This window comes from Dorea sp. AF36-15AT (assembly GCF_003477705.1).
In the GTDB taxonomy this organism is placed as follows: Bacteria; Bacillota; Clostridia; order Lachnospirales; family Lachnospiraceae; genus Claveliimonas; species Claveliimonas ammoniilytica.
In genome coordinates, this window is record NZ_QUDV01000004.1 from 38,365 (window position 1) to 57,997 (window position 19,633).

At 44.0% G+C, this 19,633-nt stretch carries 17 protein-coding genes and 1 tRNA gene; 17 read left to right on the plus strand and 1 reads right to left on the minus strand.

The genetic code is table 11. From position 1 onward, the window contains the following. Nucleotides 1-5: 5 nt before the first annotated feature. The 8 genes from DWZ93_RS07580 (at nt 6) to DWZ93_RS07615 (ending at nt 8,056) form a co-directional block, all read left to right on the plus strand. The gene (locus tag DWZ93_RS07580) at nt 6-923 is read left to right on the plus strand and encodes a CvpA family protein (protein WP_118452462.1); all 918 of its coding nucleotides are present in this window, start codon (nt 6-8) and stop codon (nt 921-923) included. A gap of 139 nt (nt 924-1,062) precedes the next feature. Continuing rightward, nucleotides 1,063-1,338: a hypothetical protein gene (locus tag DWZ93_RS07585; protein WP_330421740.1), complete on the plus strand. Its 276-nt coding sequence runs from the start codon at nt 1,063-1,065 to the stop codon at nt 1,336-1,338. A 136-nt stretch (nt 1,339-1,474) separates the two neighbouring features. Further along, nucleotides 1,475-1,546, plus strand: a tRNA-Asn gene (locus DWZ93_RS07590). 190 nt (nt 1,547-1,736) lie between these two features. Next, nucleotides 1,737-3,293 (plus strand): ABC transporter substrate-binding protein, encoded by a 1,557-nt coding sequence (locus DWZ93_RS07595; protein ID WP_330421741.1) that lies wholly within the window; start codon nt 1,737-1,739, stop codon nt 3,291-3,293. Nucleotides 3,294-3,316: 23 nt separating this feature from the next. Next, entirely contained in the window at nt 3,317-5,158 is a 1,842-nt protein-coding gene (locus DWZ93_RS07600) for a dipeptide ABC transporter ATP-binding protein (protein WP_118452464.1), read from the plus strand. A 2-nt stretch (nt 5,159-5,160) separates the two neighbouring features. Next, nucleotides 5,161-6,165, plus strand: a complete 1,005-nt coding sequence (locus DWZ93_RS07605; RefSeq protein ID WP_118452465.1) for an ABC transporter permease — start codon at nt 5,161-5,163, stop codon at nt 6,163-6,165. Next, the gene (locus DWZ93_RS07610) at nt 6,162-6,977 is read left to right on the plus strand and encodes an ABC transporter permease (RefSeq protein WP_118383085.1); all 816 of its coding nucleotides are present in this window, start codon (nt 6,162-6,164) and stop codon (nt 6,975-6,977) included. The genes DWZ93_RS07605 and DWZ93_RS07610 overlap by 4 nt, the downstream gene beginning before the upstream one ends. Before the next feature lie 131 nt (nt 6,978-7,108). Further along, the gene (locus DWZ93_RS07615; protein ID WP_118452466.1) at nt 7,109-8,056 is read left to right on the plus strand and encodes a DMT family transporter; all 948 of its coding nucleotides are present in this window, start codon (nt 7,109-7,111) and stop codon (nt 8,054-8,056) included. A gap of 100 nt (nt 8,057-8,156) precedes the next feature. On the opposite strand, the gene DWZ93_RS07620 is transcribed toward DWZ93_RS07615, so the two are convergent. After that, nucleotides 8,157-9,080 (minus strand): helix-turn-helix domain-containing protein, encoded by a 924-nt coding sequence (locus DWZ93_RS07620; protein WP_243061193.1) that lies wholly within the window; start codon nt 9,078-9,080, stop codon nt 8,157-8,159. 368 nt (nt 9,081-9,448) lie between these two features. Here DWZ93_RS07620 and DWZ93_RS07625 point away from each other — a divergent pair, with 368 nt between their 5' ends. The 9 genes from DWZ93_RS07625 to DWZ93_RS07665 all read left to right on the plus strand — a co-directional run bounded on the left by DWZ93_RS07625 (nt 9,449) and on the right by DWZ93_RS07665 (nt 19,631). Next, nucleotides 9,449-10,567, plus strand: coding sequence for a phosphotransferase enzyme family protein (locus DWZ93_RS07625; protein ID WP_118452467.1), 1,119 nt, complete (start codon nt 9,449-9,451; stop codon nt 10,565-10,567). Further along, entirely contained in the window at nt 10,557-11,690 is a 1,134-nt protein-coding gene (gene nagA, locus DWZ93_RS07630) for an N-acetylglucosamine-6-phosphate deacetylase (protein ID WP_118452468.1), read from the plus strand. Before DWZ93_RS07625 ends, nagA begins: the two co-directional genes overlap by 11 nt. 20 nt (nt 11,691-11,710) lie before the next feature. Continuing rightward, nucleotides 11,711-12,439 (plus strand): glucosamine-6-phosphate deaminase, encoded by a 729-nt coding sequence (nagB, locus tag DWZ93_RS07635; RefSeq protein WP_118452469.1) that lies wholly within the window; start codon nt 11,711-11,713, stop codon nt 12,437-12,439. Between the two features lie 157 nt (nt 12,440-12,596). Further along, entirely contained in the window at nt 12,597-13,925 is a 1,329-nt protein-coding gene (locus DWZ93_RS07640) for an ABC transporter substrate-binding protein (protein ID WP_118452470.1), read from the plus strand. A gap of 91 nt (nt 13,926-14,016) precedes the next feature. Beyond that, complete coding sequence (locus tag DWZ93_RS07645; RefSeq protein WP_118383079.1) at nt 14,017-14,919, plus strand: carbohydrate ABC transporter permease; 903 nt, start codon at nt 14,017-14,019, stop codon at nt 14,917-14,919. Next, nucleotides 14,919-15,761 (plus strand): carbohydrate ABC transporter permease, encoded by an 843-nt coding sequence (locus DWZ93_RS07650; RefSeq protein ID WP_118452471.1) that lies wholly within the window; start codon nt 14,919-14,921, stop codon nt 15,759-15,761. The genes DWZ93_RS07645 and DWZ93_RS07650 overlap by 1 nt, the downstream gene beginning before the upstream one ends. A 49-nt stretch (nt 15,762-15,810) precedes the next feature. After that, nucleotides 15,811-16,842, plus strand: coding sequence for a Gfo/Idh/MocA family protein (locus DWZ93_RS07655; RefSeq protein ID WP_118383077.1), 1,032 nt, complete (start codon nt 15,811-15,813; stop codon nt 16,840-16,842). 570 nt (nt 16,843-17,412) lie between these two features. Beyond that, entirely contained in the window at nt 17,413-18,663 is a 1,251-nt protein-coding gene (locus DWZ93_RS07660; protein WP_243061203.1) for an ABC transporter substrate-binding protein, read from the plus strand. 86 nt (nt 18,664-18,749) lie between these two features. Next, nucleotides 18,750-19,631, plus strand: a complete 882-nt coding sequence (locus DWZ93_RS07665; protein WP_118452472.1) for a carbohydrate ABC transporter permease — start codon at nt 18,750-18,752, stop codon at nt 19,629-19,631. Nucleotides 19,632-19,633: the final 2 nt, after the last annotated feature.

The window sequence follows — 19,633 nt, forward strand, 5'->3', positions numbered from 1 at the left end:
AATATATGGATAACTGGTTAGTGGCCGTTGTGGCAGGAGCTTTTTTGCTTGGTCTGATCATAGGTATTGCAAGAGGGGCGATTAAAATCACAGTATCACTTCTGGCAACAATCGTGACATTTGTGCTAGTCTTCTTTTTGACACCGTATGTGAGTAAAGGAATTACAAAGATGACACCTGCACAGGATGTTCTGGAGACGAAGATAGAGTCTACAATTGCCGGGATGGTCATGGGAGACAGCGAAGAAGGCGGAACGAACAAAGAAGACCAGATTCGGAGTGCGCTGAAAGCAGCGGGCGTGGACGAAGACAGACTAAATGAACTTGGCATTACCGTAGAAGATATTGCGAACGGTAGTATCAGCAAGAATGATCTGGCAGAAATGGGAATTTCGCGGAATATTTTGGATGGCATTAATCAGCAGAGTGCAGATAATGGGACTGAGCCACTGGAAAACATCGAAATTCCACGAGATATGCAGATCTCGGCAATCGAGAATGCGGACATACCATCAGTATTTAAGAATCTGCTTCTGACGAACAACAACAGTGAGATCTACGATAAGCTTGGTGTGACCGGATTCGTGAGTTATGTGTCTGCTTATATGGCAAAACTGATTATTAATGTAGCGGCATTTCTGCTGACATTTATAGTTGTTTCGATCATACTTCGGGCGATTATTTTCTCGCTGAATGTGGTGTCAGAGCTTCCGGTAGTCGGACTGGTGAATCGCCTGGCAGGCGGTGTGCTTGGTATGCTGATGGTACTGATAATCGTGTGGCTGGTATTTCTTGTGATCACAATGTTGTACACAACCGGAATCGGAAAAAGCATGATTGCAATGATTCAGGAAAATGAATTTCTTAAAACGATTTATGAGTATAATCCAGTGCTGAAGCTGGCGACATCCATGAAGCTGTAAAATATGCTATTGAGTATAATGGAGACAAAAACTAATGATCTCTAATGTTCAGATAGTCTGGAAAAGTTTAAGGAATGCTTTGAATTTTCGAAGCATTCTTTTTTTTGTGCAATAACCAGCTATGCGAGATGACCTTGCAATGAAAAAACTGGTCTGGTACTTCCGGGAGGTGAGAGTACCGTACAGGGATAGCTTTCATACAGATGCAGAAGTTAAAGGCATCGGAGAAGTGCCGATGACATTTATCAGAGCACCTTATATTGAGACAGCAGACGAGCAGGTTCAGGTGCTCGCCCATGTAGATGACAGAATTGTGGCAGTGCAGTACGGTGCGCAGATCGGCTTGTCATTTCACCCGGAACTGGATGCGGATAATCGGATTCATGAAAAATTCCTGGAATTGATAGCTGACTGAATCATTGACCGTCCGTTATAAAACACAGTTCGAATATAAAAACAACAATTGTAGAAAAAATTAAAAAAATTTGCAAAAACCCCTTGCATTTTTTCACGCAAGGGGTTATATTAAACGAGTGATATGAATCACGTATTCCTCGATAGCTCAATGGTAGAGCACACGGCTGTTAACCGTGGGGTTGTTGGTTCGAGCCCAACTCGGGGAGTTTAAGACCTGTAAAGCATAGCTTTGCAGGTCTTTTTTTCTTCTGAATTGTGTTCCGCGCTTTTGTATTATAAGGGAAACCTGCCTCCTTAACCCTAAGGGGGGCTTGTCTGGGGTCTTTGAATTTTGATAAATTAATAGCATGAAATCTGGGATATCATCAGATCAATAACGGACAGGAGAGCAAAAGGATGAAGAGATTGTTAGCAGGAGCGTTAGTGCTCAGCATGGTGGTAGGATTAGCAGGCTGTGGGGCATCATCGGAAAAAGGGAAAGGTGAGAATGCAGCAAAGGAAAGTAATACATTAGTTTATGGAAGCAATGATTATACGAGGATCAATCCGGCGATGGATGAACATGGGGAGATCAATATCCTGTTGTTTAATGGATTGACTGCGCATGACGGCAATAATGAGGTTGTACCGGGACTTGCCAAGAGTTGGGAGTTTGATGAATCAACATACACATATACATTTCATCTGGAAGAGGGTGTAAAGTGGCATGACGGGGAAGATTTTACAGCTGATGATGTGAAATTTACCATCGAGTCTATTATGGATCCGGATAACGGTTCGGAAAATGCACCGAATTATGAAGATGTGCAGGAGATTAATGTGGTGGATGATTATACAATTACATTCAAGCTGGATGCGCCGAATGTAGCATTTTTGGATTATATGACAATGGCGATTCTGCCAAAGCATCTCCTGGAAGGAGAGAATATGCAGGAGTCAGAGTTTTTCCGGCATCCGATTGGAACAGGACCTTATAAGCTAGACAGCTGGGACGAAGGACAGGCGATTACGCTGGTAAAAAATGAGGACTATTTTAAAGGTGCACCGAACATTGACAAGATCATATTTAAGATCGTGACAGATGATAATGCCAAAGCAATGCAGATGCAGTCCGGTGATCTGGATCTGGCACTTTTGACTCCAAAGGATGCAAAGGAATTTGCAGATAAGGAAGGGTACACCTGTTATGATATGAAGACTTCCGATTATCGGGGAATTCTTTATAATTTTGCAAATGAGTACTGGCAGGAGAATAAAGACATTATTCCGGCGATAAATTATGGAATTGACCGGCAGGCAATCGTGGATGCGGTACTGCTGGGAGAAGGAATGACAGCGTATAGCCCGATCCAGCGTAATGTGTACAATGATGAAAATATGGAGCATTTTGATTACGATCCGGAGAAGGCAGAAGAGATTCTACAGTCTGTTGGATGTGAGAAGAAGGATGATGGTTATTACTACAGAAATGGCGAGAAGCTTGGATTTGTAATCTGTGTGGGTGCCGGCGATCAGGTTCGTGTGGATATTGCGCAGGCCGCAGCACAGCAGTTGAAAGCAATCGGTATTGATGTGACAGTGGAAGTTCCGGCACAGGTAGACTGGGAAGGACAGATGGCATATCTGATCGGATGGGGAAGTCCGTTTGATGCAGATGACCATACCTATAAAGTATTTGGAACCGGAAAAGGTGCGAATTATTCCAGCTATTCTAACGAGAAAGTAGATCAGTATCTGACAGAAGCACGTCAGTCGGCAGATCCGGAGGTGCGAAAGGCGGCTTATGCAGGATTCCTGCAAGAGCTTACGCAGGATCCGCCGTATACATTTATCTGCTATATCGATGCTAATTATGTGGCAAAGTCATCGATCAAAGGAATTGAGCCGGATACTGTTATGGGACATCACGGTGTGGGTATCTTCTGGAGTGTAGCAGACTGGACGATAGAATAAGCAGGGATAAAGAGGAATGTTAGATGGCAGCAGTACTGGAATTACAGGACTTATCTGTACAATTTCATACGGGAAAAGAGATCGTGCAGGCGGTGCGCGACGTCAGTCTGGAAGTGCAGGAAGGCGAAGTACTGGCAATCGTGGGCGAGTCAGGATGTGGTAAGAGCGTGCTTTGTAAGAGCGTAATGAAGCTGCTCCCACAGACGGCTCATATTGCAGGCGGACGTATCCTTGTAGATGGCGCGGATATTACCGATTACCGGGAGCGGGAGATGGAGAAGCTTCGGGGCAATGTATTCTCGATGGTGTTTCAGGATCCGATGACTTCACTTAATCCGACGATGAAGATTGGTGCACAAATCGCAGAAGCAGTGCGTGTGCATGAACCAAAGATCCGAAAGGCGGAACTGGATGGAAGAGTTTTGGAACTTCTGGGGCTTGTAGGTATTGATCGTGCAAAAGAAAGGATGCAGCAGTATCCCGGGCAGATGTCAGGCGGTATGCGCCAGAGATGTGTCCTGGCAATCGCATTGGCATCGAATCCACGTATCCTTTTTGCAGATGAACCGACGACGGCACTGGATGTGACAATCCAGTCCCAGATTCTGGAACTGTTCCGCAATATACAGAAGAAGTTCAGGACAGCCACAATTCTGGTATCTCATGACCTGAGCGTGGTCGCTGGAGTGGCAGACCGGGTGGCGGTTATGTATGCGGGGAAGATTGTGGAGATCGGTACAACTGAAGAGATCTTTTATCAGCCGAAGCATCCATATACCTGGTGTCTGCTGCAGTCATTGCCGGCATTATCAAAAGGAAAAGAAGAACTCTTTACGATACCGGGGATGCCGCCGAATCTGGCGCATCCTCCGAAGGGAGACGCATTTGCGTGCCGGAATCCTTACGCAGTTGCCAGAGATTATGAGGAAGAACCGCCGATGTTTCGGGTGAGTCCGACTCATTATGCGGCTACGTGGCTGTTGGCGGAAGATGCGCCGAAGATTATGTTTGGACGGGAAAATGGAAAAAAGAGAGTGATACATCAGGAATGGAAGGATGCGGAAGTCCTGTTGGATGTACGACATCTGAATCATGCATTTCCATTGAGTAGAAAACTTGCGGTAAAAGCAGTGGACGATGTGTCATTTCAGCTTAGAAAAGGAGAGATATTTGGACTGGTGGGAGAGTCTGGTTCCGGTAAATCTACGGTAGCCAGATGCATCATGAATTTATATCATAAGGGTTCTGGAGAAGTGTATTATAATGGAATACCGCTGCATGACAGAAAGGTATACCGGAAGATGCACAGGCAGATTCAGCAGAATATACAGATTATTTTTCAGGATTCGACATCCAGTCTGAATCCGCGGATGAAAGTGAAAGATATTATCACGGAACCTCTCGTAATCAATCGTATCCGCCCAAAGCGCGGGACTTACAGGGAAGAAGCAGTGTTTCAGATGAAATACGTGGGACTGGATGAAAGTTTTCTGGACAAGTATCCGGGGGAACTTTCCGGCGGACAACGGCAGCGTGTGGCGATTGCCCGTGCAGTGGTGATGGAACCGGAGCTGTTGATCGCGGATGAGCCGATCGCATCTCTGGATGTGTCGATCCAGGCACAGATCGTGAATCTGTTCCGGCATCTGCAGGAAGAGCATGGATTTACGTTTCTGTTTATTGCGCATGATCTGTCTATGGTGGAATATTTGTGTGACCGTGTAGGTGTTATGTATCATGGCAAATTAGTAGAAGTCGGACTCACAGAAGATGTGTTCGCACAGCCGAAGCATTCTTATACAAAGCGGTTGATGGAATCTATCCCATTACCGGAGCCGGGAAGAAAAGAAGAGAGGAGAGCATAAGAATGCGAAAAAATCCATGGATTTATTATGGTAAAAAGCTGCTTATATTTGTGGTCAGTATCTTTCTTTTGTCGGTAATTGTATTCTATATAGCAAGGCTTGCACCGGGCGATCCACTGGTATCTTATTACGGCGAGCGGGCAGAGAAAATGACCGCCGGCGAGCGGGCATGGGCAGAAGAGAAGCTTGGTCTTCATGAATCCATCACTGTACAGTATGGTAAATGGCTGGGGCGGGCAGTACGTGGAGATTTTGGCATTTCTTATAAGTATAAAATGGATGTGCTGGAAGTGATCGAAGGCAGAGTCGGGAATACACTGCTGCTTGGCGGAGTGGGATTCGTGCTGATCTTTGTGTTGGCACTGCTTCTTGGAATCTGGTGCGCGTGGAACGAGGAACGCCTGATTGACCGTGCGATCTGCAAGATTGGAACGGTGACCAGTTGTATTCCGGAATTCTGGCTGTCGCTGGTGCTGATTCTGATCTTTGCAGTGGAACTCAAAGTACTTCCAAGTAGCGGAGCCTATACAATAGGAAAAGAGAATGATCTGGGTGACCGTATCCTGCATCTGATTCTGCCGATGACGGTCGTGGTGCTGGGACATCTCTGGTATTACGCGTACTTGATCCGCAACAAACTGCTGGAAGAGGTGCGCACAGATTATGTGCTTCTTGCCAAATCTAAGGGTGTTACCGGGAAAAGTGTTATGTTTCGTCATTGTGTGCGCAATATTATCCCTACATATCTGAGTATTATGGCAATATCAGTACCGCATATTCTGGGTGGTACTTATATTATAGAAACAGTATTTTCCTATCCGGGAATCGGTACATTGTCTTATGAGAGCGCGAGATATCAGGACTATAACCTGTTGATGGTAATCTGCTTGTTATCAGGGGCACTTGTGATCCTGTGCAATATGATCGCGCAGACGATTAATGAACGAATTGATCCGCGGATGAAAGGCCCGGATCTGACAGAGGATGCGGAGGTGATCATGCGATGAAGCAGAAAAAGCCGATAATCTCTTCTGTGTTGTTGGGGCTGATCATCCTTGGCTGTATCGGGTGTCGGTTCATCATGACCAAAGATCCTACATATATGGATCTGGCTAATTACAGTCACGCGCCGAATGGTGAATTTTTGTTTGGAACGGATACCATGGGGCGTGATATTTTTTCCATGATCTGGTATGGCGGACGGATTTCTCTGTCGATAGGATTCCTTGCGACGGCGATTTCAACGGCGATCGCAATTGTGTTCGGCGCAGTCAGTGGTTATGCACCGAGATGGCTGGATGAGATATTGATGAGACTGACGGAGATATTTTTAAGTGTGCCGGAACTTCTGATCATTATTTTACTGCAGGCAGTAATTGGAAAAGCAACAATCTGGTCGCTTGCATTTGTAATTGGAATTACGAGCTGGACCGGCATTGCGAAGATTGTGCGGACAGAAGTGATTCAGCTAAAGAACAGCGAATATGTGTTGGCGGCACGCAGTATGGGAGGGAGTTTCTTCTATATATTAATCCGCCATCTGACACCGAATTTTATCTCATCAATCATGTTTATGGTAGTTATGAATGTCCGCGGGGCGATCGTGGCAGAATCGACCTTGAGTTTCATGGGTCTTGGCCTGCCGCTGGAGGTGGTATCCTGGGGCAGTATGTTATCGTTAGCAGATCAGGCATTGCTAAATGGAGCCTGGTGGATCATACTGATACCGGGTGCATTTCTCGTGACAACACTGATGTGCGTGACAAATCTCGGCAATTATCTGAGAATAAGAAATAATCAAGGTGTGAGAAATTTATGAGATAAGGGATGCTAATAATCACATAAGCATTCTGGTGAAAAAAGGTTATTGACAGCGGAAGTCTTCTGGTGCTAGATTCTCTTATAGAGCGTGAAAATGTACGCGATTCTATGAAGTGAGGGAATTAGAAAATGAACAGTGCCTGGAAGAGTTATGGATGTATATTTGTGGCAGGATGTCTGTGGGGAACCAATGGACTTTTCGTAAAACTGATGCAGGGAGCAGGGTCTACATCGGCGTATACCGGATTTGTGCGGATTGCATTGAGCCTGCTGATATTGACGGTGATCACATTAGTGAAAGAGGGACCGAAAGCCTTTAAGATCAGTAAAAATACATTGATCTCCTGCGCACTGTTAGGCTTGGTCTGTCAGGCACTGTACAATTATGTATATAGTTCCGCAATCAACAGTCTGGGCGTATCTTTTGCATGCGTCATGACTTATATGGCACCTGCATTTGCAAGTGTAATATCGTATTTTTTGTTCCGCGAGAAATTCGGACCGAATAAATACCTGGCGATGATCCTGAATCTGGCAGGATGCGTACTGACAGTGACTGGCGGAAGCCTGAAGGGAATGTCGTTTGCAGCTTCAGGATTGCTGTTTGGTCTGGCATCTGCGGCATGCTATTCACTGGTAGGCATTTTTGGAAGATTGGCATCCGGAGAATCTTCTCCGTTTGTTGTGGCAACTTACAATTTCCTGTTTGGAACAATTTTCCTTGGCTTGTTCGGACATCCATGGACGACAGTAGCAGATCCGATGAATTTCAAGATTCTTGCATATGGATTCGTGTATGCACTGATTCCGACAGGAATCTGCTATATCATATATTTTAATGGTGTGAGCAAGATCAAAGAAAGTAGTAAAGTTCCGGTAGTTGCATCCGTAGAGAATGTTGTGGCGGTAATCGTAGGTGTGATGGTGTTCCATGAAAAGGTAGGCATTGGTAATCTCGCAGGAATCGTATTAGTTCTGGGATCAATTGCGGTGATGAATATGGAGCTTCCGGTTTCAGGAAAAAGCATGCCGAAGCGCGTATCTGTGACGTCGCAGGAGCATGCTCATGTACAATAAGTAAGATGTTGGGGCGGGTCCCAAGGACTTTCATCCACTTATGAGCGAGCTCATGTGGATTTAGACCTTTTGACCCTGGCATCTAAGTAATATAGAAATGTTATTTGCCGGCTGTCTCCGGGTCAGACATTGCCTTGATAGAAGAGGTATAGTCTGACGGAGTCATGCCGGTTATTTTTTTGAACTGTCTGGAGAAATAGTGAATAGATGAATACCCAAGTGTATCCGAAATCTGGGTGAAATTCATCTTTTGCGTGCGGATCATTTCCTTGGCTGCACGAATTTTTAAATGGGAAAAATATTCGATAATGCCCATTCCGGTTTGCTGCATAATAAGCTTCTGAAGCTGCGATCTGCTGACCAGATTATCCCGACAGATCTTCTGGATCGTCAGTTTTTCGGAAAGATTTGCTTCCATATATTCAATGACCCGGCGGAAAATCTCCAGATCATTGCGGATTTTGGTGGCTTTGATGGAACGGGAATCAGAGACTGTGTCAGACGGAGTCGTGCTCAGTGGGTGTCTGGTCAAAAAGATCAGAAATTGTTCCAGATAAAGACGAATGAGCTGCTCAGAACCGGTAAAGTCTTCCTGTTCTTTCTTTGGCATATTTTGAAGATAAGGATTATCCAGTCGACAGTCGAAACAATGTCTTGCTTCTACAATGATGTTGGCAAGCAGTGTGCGTTCCATATCATCTAACTTTAGAATCCTGCGCCGGAAAAACTGCATGGCTTCACTGGTGCATTCAAATGCGACAACGACCAGATTAGGGGCAATATCACCGGTTGCCTTAACATTGTGAAATTCGTTCGGTTCGTGAAATATAACTTCCCCTTTCTTTAATACAATATTGCGCGTACCTGCAGTGATATTTATCTCACCCTTGTCTACGTATACGAACTCCCAGAAATCGTGGGATTCTCCTTCAAATGCAAATGTGCTCATATATTCAAAATAGTGAATACTGTAGAGTTTTCCTACAGTGAAGACTGTGTTTAATTCGTTGCCAATATATGCCATGTAAGTCACCTCTGTGTTGTACGGTACTATTCACAGTCCTCCACGCACATGCGCACTCGTCGCCTTTTCCGAGGCTCCAGTTTCACTCCTGACGGAGTTAAGACTGCTTATGTGGGTGGAGTTCCTGCTTCACAGGCTCGATATATAGATGCTGACAATCGCTTACGTGCAAGCACGACGCTCTTATCAGTATCTGTATATCGGCTGTGAATAGTAACTTTTATACAAATATTTTAACGTATAACTCAAAAAAATGCAAAAAGAATAGGACGATTGTGCAAAAATAGCGAAGAATCAGCTAAAGATTTTTGTGCAATTGTGAAGTACAATACAGACAAACTGGTGGTTTGGATAAAAGGAGGAAAATTATGGCACGGGTGATGAAGGTGCAGAAGAGCGAAGCAATCGCACATTTTCAGTATGAGGGACGACTGATCAAGGACGAACCTTTTGGAAATGGACATATCAACGATACTTTTCTGCTGACGTTCGAATTGAATAAGATGGGACGGATGAAAGTGATTCTTCAGCGGATGAACAATTCAATATTTGAGGAACCGGTTCAGCTGATGGAGAATATTCTGGGTGTGACTGATTTCCTGCGTGAGAAGATAGCGGCGGCCGGAGGTGATCCGACGCGTGAGACACTGAGTGTGATCCCGGCAGTAGATGGCAAGCCATATTATAAAGATTCGTTTGGCGATTATTGGAGATCCTATATCTTTATCACGGACGCGACCAGCTTTGACCAGGTAGAGAGACCGGAGCAGTTTTATCAGAGTGGCGTAGCATTTGGTAATTTCCAGAGAATGCTGGCAGATTATCCGGCAGATACATTGTTCGAAGTGATCAAAGGCTTCCATGATACCAAAGCCAGACTGGAAGTGTTCAAGAAAGCAGTCGAAGCGGATGTGATGGGACGTGCAAAGGATGTGCAGGAAGAGATCCGGTTTGTGCTGGATCGTGAAGATGTGGCCAATTATCTGTGTGACTGTCTGGCTAATGGCGAGATTCCGCTTCGTGTAACACATAACGATACCAAGCTGAATAATGTTATGATTGATAATGTGACAGGAAAGGGATTGTGTGTGATTGATTTGGATACGGTAATGCCGGGACTTTCCGTGAATGATTTTGGCGATTCTATCCGATTTGGTGCAAGTACAGCAGCAGAAGATGAGAAAGATCTGGACAAAGTATCCTGCAGTATGGAATACTTTGAAGCCTATACAAAAGGATTCGTAGAAGGGTGTGACGGTAAACTCACTGCCCGTGAGATGGAACTTCTGCCAATGGGAGCAAAGACGATGACTTACGAGTGTGGTATGCGTTTTCTGACAGATTATCTGGAGGGAGATCATTACTTTAAGGTACATCGGGAAGGTCATAATCTGGATCGTTGCAGAACACAGTTCAAACTGGTAAAAGATATGGAAGAAAAATGGGATCAGATGAAGGAGATCACAGCAAAGTATTATGATCATTAAGAATGTTAAGAAATATACCGAAAATTGTAACTTTGAAGACGCAGAAATATACATAGAGGGAGAACTGTTTGCCGGATCTGTCACAGAAGATGCTTCGGAGCCAGTGATCGATGGTGAAGGTGCATATGCCCTTCCCGGTCTCATCGATCTGCATTTCCACGGATGCATTGGTGCAGACTTCTGTGACGGATCCAGGGAAGCCCTGGAAAAAATCAGTGCATATGAGGCTTCGGTAGGTGTTACAACGATCGCGCCTGCAACTATGACACTTCCGACAACTGAACTGGAACAGATTCTTGCAAATGCTGCTGAGTATCAGAAGAATCCTGCACCGGGAGCGGATCTTGTGGGAATCAACATGGAAGGACCATTTATCAGTCCGGCAAAGAAAGGCGCGCAGGATGAGAGGAATATCATTCCGTGTGATGTAGATATCTGCCGCAGATTTTTGGAGGCTTCAAAAGGATTGGTGAAGTTTATTGGCATTGCACCGGAAGAAAGTGAAGATGCGGTATCGTTCATCAGAGAAGTAAAGGATGAAGTCCATGTGTCGCTGGCGCATACGAATGCAGACTATGATACGGCACTTGCGGCATTTCAGGCAGGTGCAGATCATGCGGTGCATCTTTATAATGCCATGCCGCCATTTACACATCGGGCACCAGGTGTGGTGGGAGCAGCTGCAGACTGCGAACATGTGTGGGCCGAACTGATCTGTGATGGCGTTCATATCCACCCGGCAACTGTAAGAGCCACATTTAAGATGCTTGGTGATGACCGTATTGTACTGATCAGTGACAGCATGCGTGCGACAGGTATGCCGGACGGTGTTTATACCCTGGGCGGACTTGATGTACAGGTAAAGGGCAATCGGGCAACGCTGGTATCGGACGGAGCACTGGCGGGTTCGGTAACGAATCTTATGGACTGTATGCGCACCGCAGTGAAGAAGATGGATATTTCATTGGAATCAGCAGTGAAATGTGCAACGATTAATCCGGCCAGATGCCTTGGTGTTGATAAGGAGTATGGCAGTATTACTGCAGGAAAGTATGCGGATTTGGTTCTGTTGGATCAGGATCTGAATATAAAGCGAATTATTAAAAAAGGTGCACTGTTATAAGTGCCGAGAAGGAGGACGTTATGAAAATATACAAAGCAAAAGATTATCAGGATATGAGCAGAAAGGCAGCAAATATTATTTCTGCACAGGTAATCACAAAACCGGACTGCGTGCTGGGGCTGGCTACCGGTTCTACGCCGGAAGGCATGTATGCGCAGCTTGTGGAATGGTACAAAAAGGGAGATCTTGATTTCTCAGAAGTGAAGAGCGTGAATCTGGATGAGTACAGAGGAATGACCAGAGATAACGATCAGAGCTATTATTATTTTATGCACAAACATCTCTTTGATCATGTAAATATTGATCCGGCGAATACACACCTTCCAAATGGTATTGCAGAGGATCCACAGGAAGAATGCATCCGCTATGAGAATCAGATTAAGAGTATGGGTGGAGTGGATCTCCAGCTTCTAGGTATGGGACACAATGGACATATCGGATTCAATGAGCCGGGTGATGAATTTACCAAGATGACCAACTGTGTAGATCTGCAGGAGAGCACAATTGAGGCAAATAAGAGATTTTTCGCATCTGCAGATGATGTGCCGAAACAGGCGTATACAATGGGTATCGGAACAATCATGCGTGCAAAGAAGGTACTTCTGATGGTCAGTGGAGAGGATAAAGCTGAGACATTAGCAAAAGCACTGTGTGGACCGATTACACCGAAGGTGCCGGCATCTGTCCTGCAACTTCATAATGACGTGGTAGTAGTAGCGGATGAAGCAGCACTGTCCGCTATGAAATAAAGCAAAAATGCACAAAAAGTAAACGTTTAAAAATTTGGTGATCCGAAGTATTGAGCAGATTGTGCAAATTAAATAACTGATAATGCAAAGCAATTTGTGCAAGATTGCGAGAGAATGAATATAGCGTATTATATTCAGTACTAAAGGAGGATAAGGTATGAAAAAGAGGAACCGTATACTTTCTGTTCTGCTTTGCGCGGCTATGGTGGCCGGACTTGCAGGATGCGGAAGCAAGAACGATTCAGAGGAGTCAGGCGAAAAGGATGGAAAGATTAAGCTGACATTCTCTACATCCGTTTATGTAGAGGAACCACATCAGAAAGCAATCGATGCCCTTCTGGAAGCCTACAACAAAAAGAACCCAGATATTGAGATCGAGGTTCTTGGAGCTGGTTATGATGGATATTGGGATAATATTACCAATGAGATCCAGTCAGGAACGGCAAGTGACATGATCCAGGTATATCCGGAGAATATCTCTACTTACCAGGCTCTGAAACCAGAAGGAACATTCGTTAATCTTGATGATTACATGAGTGACGATCTGAAATCTAAACTGACCGGACAGGATATGTGTACTGTAGATGGACAGACACTGGCTATCTCAAGTTATGCATGGGGAACTACTGGTATCTTCTATCGCAAGTCTATGCTGGAAGAGAAAGGTATCAACCCGGATGACATTAAGACACTGGATGACTTCAGAGATGCATGCTTAAAGTTCACAAAGGATGGAGGATATGCAACAGGTATCGTATCCGGAACTCATGCATTTACTGTAAGTGAATGGAACCGACTGGTTGCAAGACCGGTATCCGGTGGACTTTACTTCCCGAATGGAGAGAGTGAGCCTTACACAGCAGACAATGTAAATGTTAACTGTGATGCCAACGTATGGGCTGCTCAGTGGTGGCAGGATTTTATTCTGAAAGACAAAGCTGCTAAGCTTGTAACAGATAAGAGTGATGTGCGTGAGATGTTCTGGAATGGTGAAGTTCCATTCTGTATGGACGGACCTTGGTTCGTAGGTATGACAAGTGACGATGTCCTGGAAGATACAGGCATCATCGCTCAGCCGGATATCGTATACAATGGCGAGACATACAAACCAAACCCGACCAATTATCCACTGGTTACTATGATCAACAAAGACTGCAAGCACCCACAGGAAGCATATGATTTCCTTGAGTGGATGACTACAGATGAAGCACAGGCTATTATCGCTGACTGCGGTATGATCCCAAGTAACACAGATTACTCTACAAGTGATGAGTACATTAAGAATCACGAGCTTGAGTACAAGATCGTAGACTTTATGCAGAATAATTACACAACTCTGATCGCTGACCCTAACATCCCACAGCTTGGTGAGATTTCTCAGATCATGCTGGATGCATGCCAGCATATGTTCTCAGAGCAGGGAGCAGATGTTAAGAGTGAGATGGATGATGCACAGTCTAAGATTGAAGAAGTAATGAATAAATAATAAATACGCAATGGCGCGAGAATGCCAGCCTGCCTGGCATTCTTGCATATAGAAAGAAATGAAGCGACAAGCTTCAGGGAGTGGTAGAAACATGGATATGGGAAAAAAGAGACAATTAAAGAAGAAGATGGAACCATACCTTTTTCTGGCACCTTTGCTGGTGATATTACTGGTCTTTCTGCTGATACCGATCGTGAAAGCGGCGATCATGAGTTTCCAGTATTACTACATAGTAAGACCATCGGCAGATGGTAATTATTTTGTGGGATTGGATAACTATAAGAACCTGCTTTCGGATTCGAATTTTTATAATTCTGTTAAGGTAACAGTGATCTATATCCTGGTAACCGTGCTTGGAAGATATGTATTAGGATTCCTTACAGCCCTGCTGCTGAATACCAAGTTTAAAGGAAGAGGAATTGCCCGTGCGCTGGTAATTATTCCGTGGGCAGTACCGGAGGTTGTGGCTTGTCTGGTATGGATGCTGATGTATGACCGAGATTACGGTATTATCAACTTCTTGCTGAATAATGCAGGTATTCTGTCGCAGAACATTGCTTACCTGCAGGACGTAAAGGTTGCATTACCGGCGGCGATGGTGGTTAATATCTGGAAAGGATTTCCATTTGTGGCAATTATGCTTCTGGCTGGTATGCAGAGCATTTCGGAAGATTTGTTTGAAGCTGCTGATATTGATGGTGCTTCGTGGCTTCAGAAGGTACGTTACATTATCATACCGGGAATCAAATCCGTATCAACGGTAGTATTCCTGTTGCTGGTTATCTGGACGATCAAAGACTATGCGATCGCATATGTACTTGCAAAAGGCGGTCCGTCCAGAGCGACAGAGATCATGACGATCTTTATCCAGCAGACGGCGTTCAAGTCATTTGACTTCGGTAAGGCAGCCGCAGCCGGTATGCTGATGCTTCTGGTATCGCTTGTCTTTACCTTCTTCTACTTCAGAGCAGTTAACAGAGGGGAGGACGACTAATGAAAACCAAAAAAGGCGGCAAAGCGGTAACTATTATACTGGTAATTATTGTATGCATATTTGCGCTGTTTCCATTTATATGGATGATCTCTACTTCGTTTAAGACGAATTCGGAGATCTATACAGCAGCACCTACATTCGTTCCAAAGCATCCGACAATGGATGGATATACCAGTATGTTTACGACAGAGACTGCTACATTTAATTTTAAGCAGTGGGCTGCAAACAGTATTTTTGTAGCATTCCTGACAACGATATTTTCCATGATTATAGCTGTGCTTGGTGGATATGGAATATCCAGATACCGGTTCAAGGGCCGGGGGGCACTCAGCTATATCGTATTGACTACGCAGGTGCTTCCGGGATCACTGTTGATGATTCCGCTGTATATTATCATGAGTAATCTTGGACTTTTGAATACCAAGATCGGATTGATGTTAGCGTACGTTACATTTACGGTACCGTTCTGTACCTGGATGATGAAGGGCTTCTTTGATTCGATCCCAATCTCTCTGGAAGAGGCGGCGAGAGTAGATGGCGCGGGAACATTCCGTTGTTTCTTTACGGTAACACTTCCGCTGACGGTTCCGGGACTGGTATCTACAGGATTGTTCGCATTTATCAACGGTTGGAACGAGTACCTCTTCGCAAGTTCATTTATGCAGAGCTACGATAACTGGACTCTTCCGGTAGGTATCGCCAGTTTCAAAGGTCAGTATGCGACGGACTGGGGAACATTAATGGCAGGATCGGTACTAATCACCATACCGGTTGTAATCCTGTTCCTGTGTCTGCAGAAACACTTGGTAGGCGGTATGACAGCAGGAGCTGTGAAACAGTAAATAATAAATTCGGGAAACAGACAGACTGAAAGAAAAGAGGATAAATATTATGGAATTAAAACAGATTAGAATGGGTATTGTTGGAGCTGGTACATGGGGAGCAACACACGCATCAATTTACGCAGAGCATATCTGCGCTGATCCGGTTGCTATCTGTGATATGAACAAAGAAAAAGCTCAGGCGATCGCAGATAAATACGGAATCCGCAAAGTATATACTGACTACAAGGAACTGGCAGCAGATCCTGAGATCGATGCAGTAGCAATTGTTACACCGGATTTTGCACATGCGGACATTGCCTGCGCAATGGCTGATGCCGGTAAAGACATTCTGATCGAGAAACCACTGGCAACTACAAGAGAAGATATTGACCGTATCTGTGAAGCAGTAGAACGTAATGGTGTACGCTGCATGGTAGACCTTCACAACAGATGGAATGCTCCATTTAACAAAGCAAAACAGGAGATTGCTTCCGGTAAGCTTGGCAAACCATACACAGCATATATTCGTCACAGTGATGTGAAGTGGGTGGCTACAGATATGCTTTCATGGGCTGCTAAATCTTCTATTCTCTGGTTCTTGGGAAGCCACAGTCTTGACTCTCTGAGATGGTTAGTTGATTCTGAAGCTAAGAGAGTATACTCAGTGAAGAGAGAAGGACTTCTGAAAGAAAGAGGAGTAGATGTTCCGGATATTTATCTGACTACAATCGAATTTGAGAACGGTGTAGTAGCTCAGATGGAGAATGGATGGGTTACACCAAATGGTAACAGAAATGTGAATGACTTCCTTTGTGATGTAATGTGCACAGAAGGTATGATGAAACTGAACCTGTCTGCTCACAATATGATCGAGGAGATTACAGAAGAGTCGTCAAGCGTACCGGATGTTCTGGTATCTAACATGGTGTTTGATAAGTGTAAGGGACTTTCTTATGAGAGTATCCGTGATTTTGTAGACAGACTGGTTGACGGAAGAGAATTCCGTGTAACGCTGGAAGATTCCAGAAAGACAGCGATTGCTATTCTGGCTATTCTTGAGTCTGCAGAGAAGGGTGTTCCGGTAGAAATCGAATACTAAGAATTGTAATTAATATTGAACATTGTTTACCGGCTGGAGACAGCCGGTTTTTTAACCGAATCAAGCAAGTCCCCTGCTTCAATTGCGCAAAGCAATAAGCAGTGGGCTGGAACTTGCTTGTATCAGGAGTGGTGCAAGCCACTCCTGATAAGCTGCAAAGCAGCATTCGGTTATGAGCAAGTAGCGAAGCGGATTGCGAATATCCGCTTGACTACAGTAATTGACAAGAATGTATCAAAATTATCAAACCAACGCGGTGAAGTGGAAGATAGAGACTTTTATAGAAATAGCATAAAAATATGAACGATAAAAAGTTGCTACGCTTCTAAATGTGGTTAATTGTGCAAAATAAAAGATTGATAATGCAAAGGCTTTTGTGCAAATTTATGAGAAAATGAAAGCAACATAATAAATGTGGTGTAAGGATAAGGTTGAAGATGCCCGGGGAATAGAGTTAAGAGAGGAAACTCGAATTAATTAATGCTTTGACAAGAATCCATACACAATGCAAGATAAAATACTTGCGGTCACTAGAGGAAAGGTTTCTATTTTTAAGAAGAGGAGAGAGTTATGAAAAAGAAATTAGTTGCATCACTTCTCGTGATGTCAATGGCATTCGGAATGGTTGCATGTGGCAATTCTAAGTCAGATGACAAGAAATCCGAAGATGGAAAGACGGCTATCAGCGTTGTAGCAGCTCAGTATGGACAGAACACTTCGGATTGGTGGGATAATTTTGTTAAGGACTTTAACAAGGACAATCCAGATATCGATCTTAGTGTAGAAGTAGTATCATGGAATGATATTTCATCTGTAATTGATACGCGTATTTCTGGTGGCAAGGAACCGGATATTTTGAATATTGACGTATTTGCAGATTATCAGGCAGATGATCTGTTGCTCCCAATTCAGGATGTGGTATCTGAAGAGACATATAATAAGATGTATCCGGCTTTCCTGGAACAGTCAGAGATTGACGGAACAGTTTGGGCAATTCCTGACCTTGCATCTGCTCGTGCGATGTATTACAACAAAGATATTCTTGATGCAGCAGGCGTTGAAGTTCCGACAACATGGGATGAACTGAAAGCAGCATGTGAGAAGATTAAAGAGACTAACCCAGATGTTTATCCATGGGGTATTGATATGACAACTGACGAAGGTCAGGCTGCATTTGCATACTATACATGGAATAACGGCGGCGGCTTCGTTGACGAAGACGGAGAGTGGGCACTGAATTCAGACGCTAACGTAGAAGCAGTTGAGTATGAGATCGGTCTTGTAAAAGATGGTCTTACCAATGAAAAACCTGCAACTGAGACACGTTATGATCTTCAGGATCTGTTCGGAGCTGGCAAGCTTGCTATGGTAATTGCACCAAACAGCCTTCCAACATACTGCGCAGATGGTGGATATGAAGTTAATTATGGTGTGGCATCTATTCCAACCAATAGCGGTACATCTGTATCTGCAGGTGTTATGGACAGATTTATGTGCTTCGATCATGACTACTCAGATGAACAGATTGAAGCAATCAAGACATTCTTCGACTATTTCTATGATGATGCACGTTATTCTGAGTGGGTACTCATGGAAGGATTCCTGCCGGCTACACAGAGTGGAGCAGAGGCGATGGTAGAAGCTGATCCATCACAGGAATCATGGATTTCTATCCTTGACAGCTGTAAATTCTACCCAACAGCAAAAGCTGAGTGGGCAGATGTTAAGAAGGGCGTTATCGATGTTGAACAGAGAGCACTTGATGGTGAAGATGTTAAGACATTGCTTGATGAACTTCAGACAACTATCGCAGGAGAATAATTTTAATTCACGCATAATGAACATGTAGATAGGGGAGCAATTTGCTGCTCCCCTATTTTTTCTAGAAAAAGTTAGAAGGGATAACTATGAATAAGAAAAAGTTTCGGAAAGTGGAACCATACATTTGGATGGCACCAAGTATGATTCTGATGGGAATTTTTATTATCATTCCTATTTTTGTCATATTGAGAATGTCATTAAGCAAGGTTACAAGGGCTGGAATTGTAAAAGAATTTACTGGATTTGATAACTTTTTGAAAGTAATCCATACATCGGCGTTTCCGATGGTGTTAAAAAATACGGTTGTCTGGACTATTGTGGTAGTAGGATTGTCCACTTTGCTGGGATTCATTCTTGCTCTTATATTGAATAACAAATTCAAAGGACGTAAGATCGCGCGTGCGATTATTGTATTTCCATGGGCTACAACACTTGTAATTCAGGCATCTGTATGGAAGTTTATCATTAATACGGATTATGGAACATTAAATACTCTGTTAAAAACACTGGGAATTATAGAAAAGAATATAAACTGGACACCAACGGCAGGTGCATACTTTGCCTGGGAGATTGCCTGTGGTATCTTTGTAACCATTCCGTTTGTTTGCTTTACGGTTTTATCGGGATTGCAGAGCATCGATTCAACTCTTTATGAAGCAGCAACAGTGGATGGATGTAATTATTGGCAGAAGTTATTTAAAATCACGATTCCGCTGGTGAAACCTCAGTTGACAATCAGCACGATCTTAAATATTATCTATGTATTTAATTCATTCCCGATCATCTGGACAATGACTAAGGGAGATCCGGCGAGCAAGACAGATACGATTGTTACATACCTGTACAAACTGGCATTTTACAATGGTAAGAAAGGAGAGGCAGCTGCAGTTTCTGTAATCGGTTTCCTAATCCTACTGGTATGTTCAAGTGTTTATATGATATCAGTACTCAGAAAGGAGGAAGATTAAGA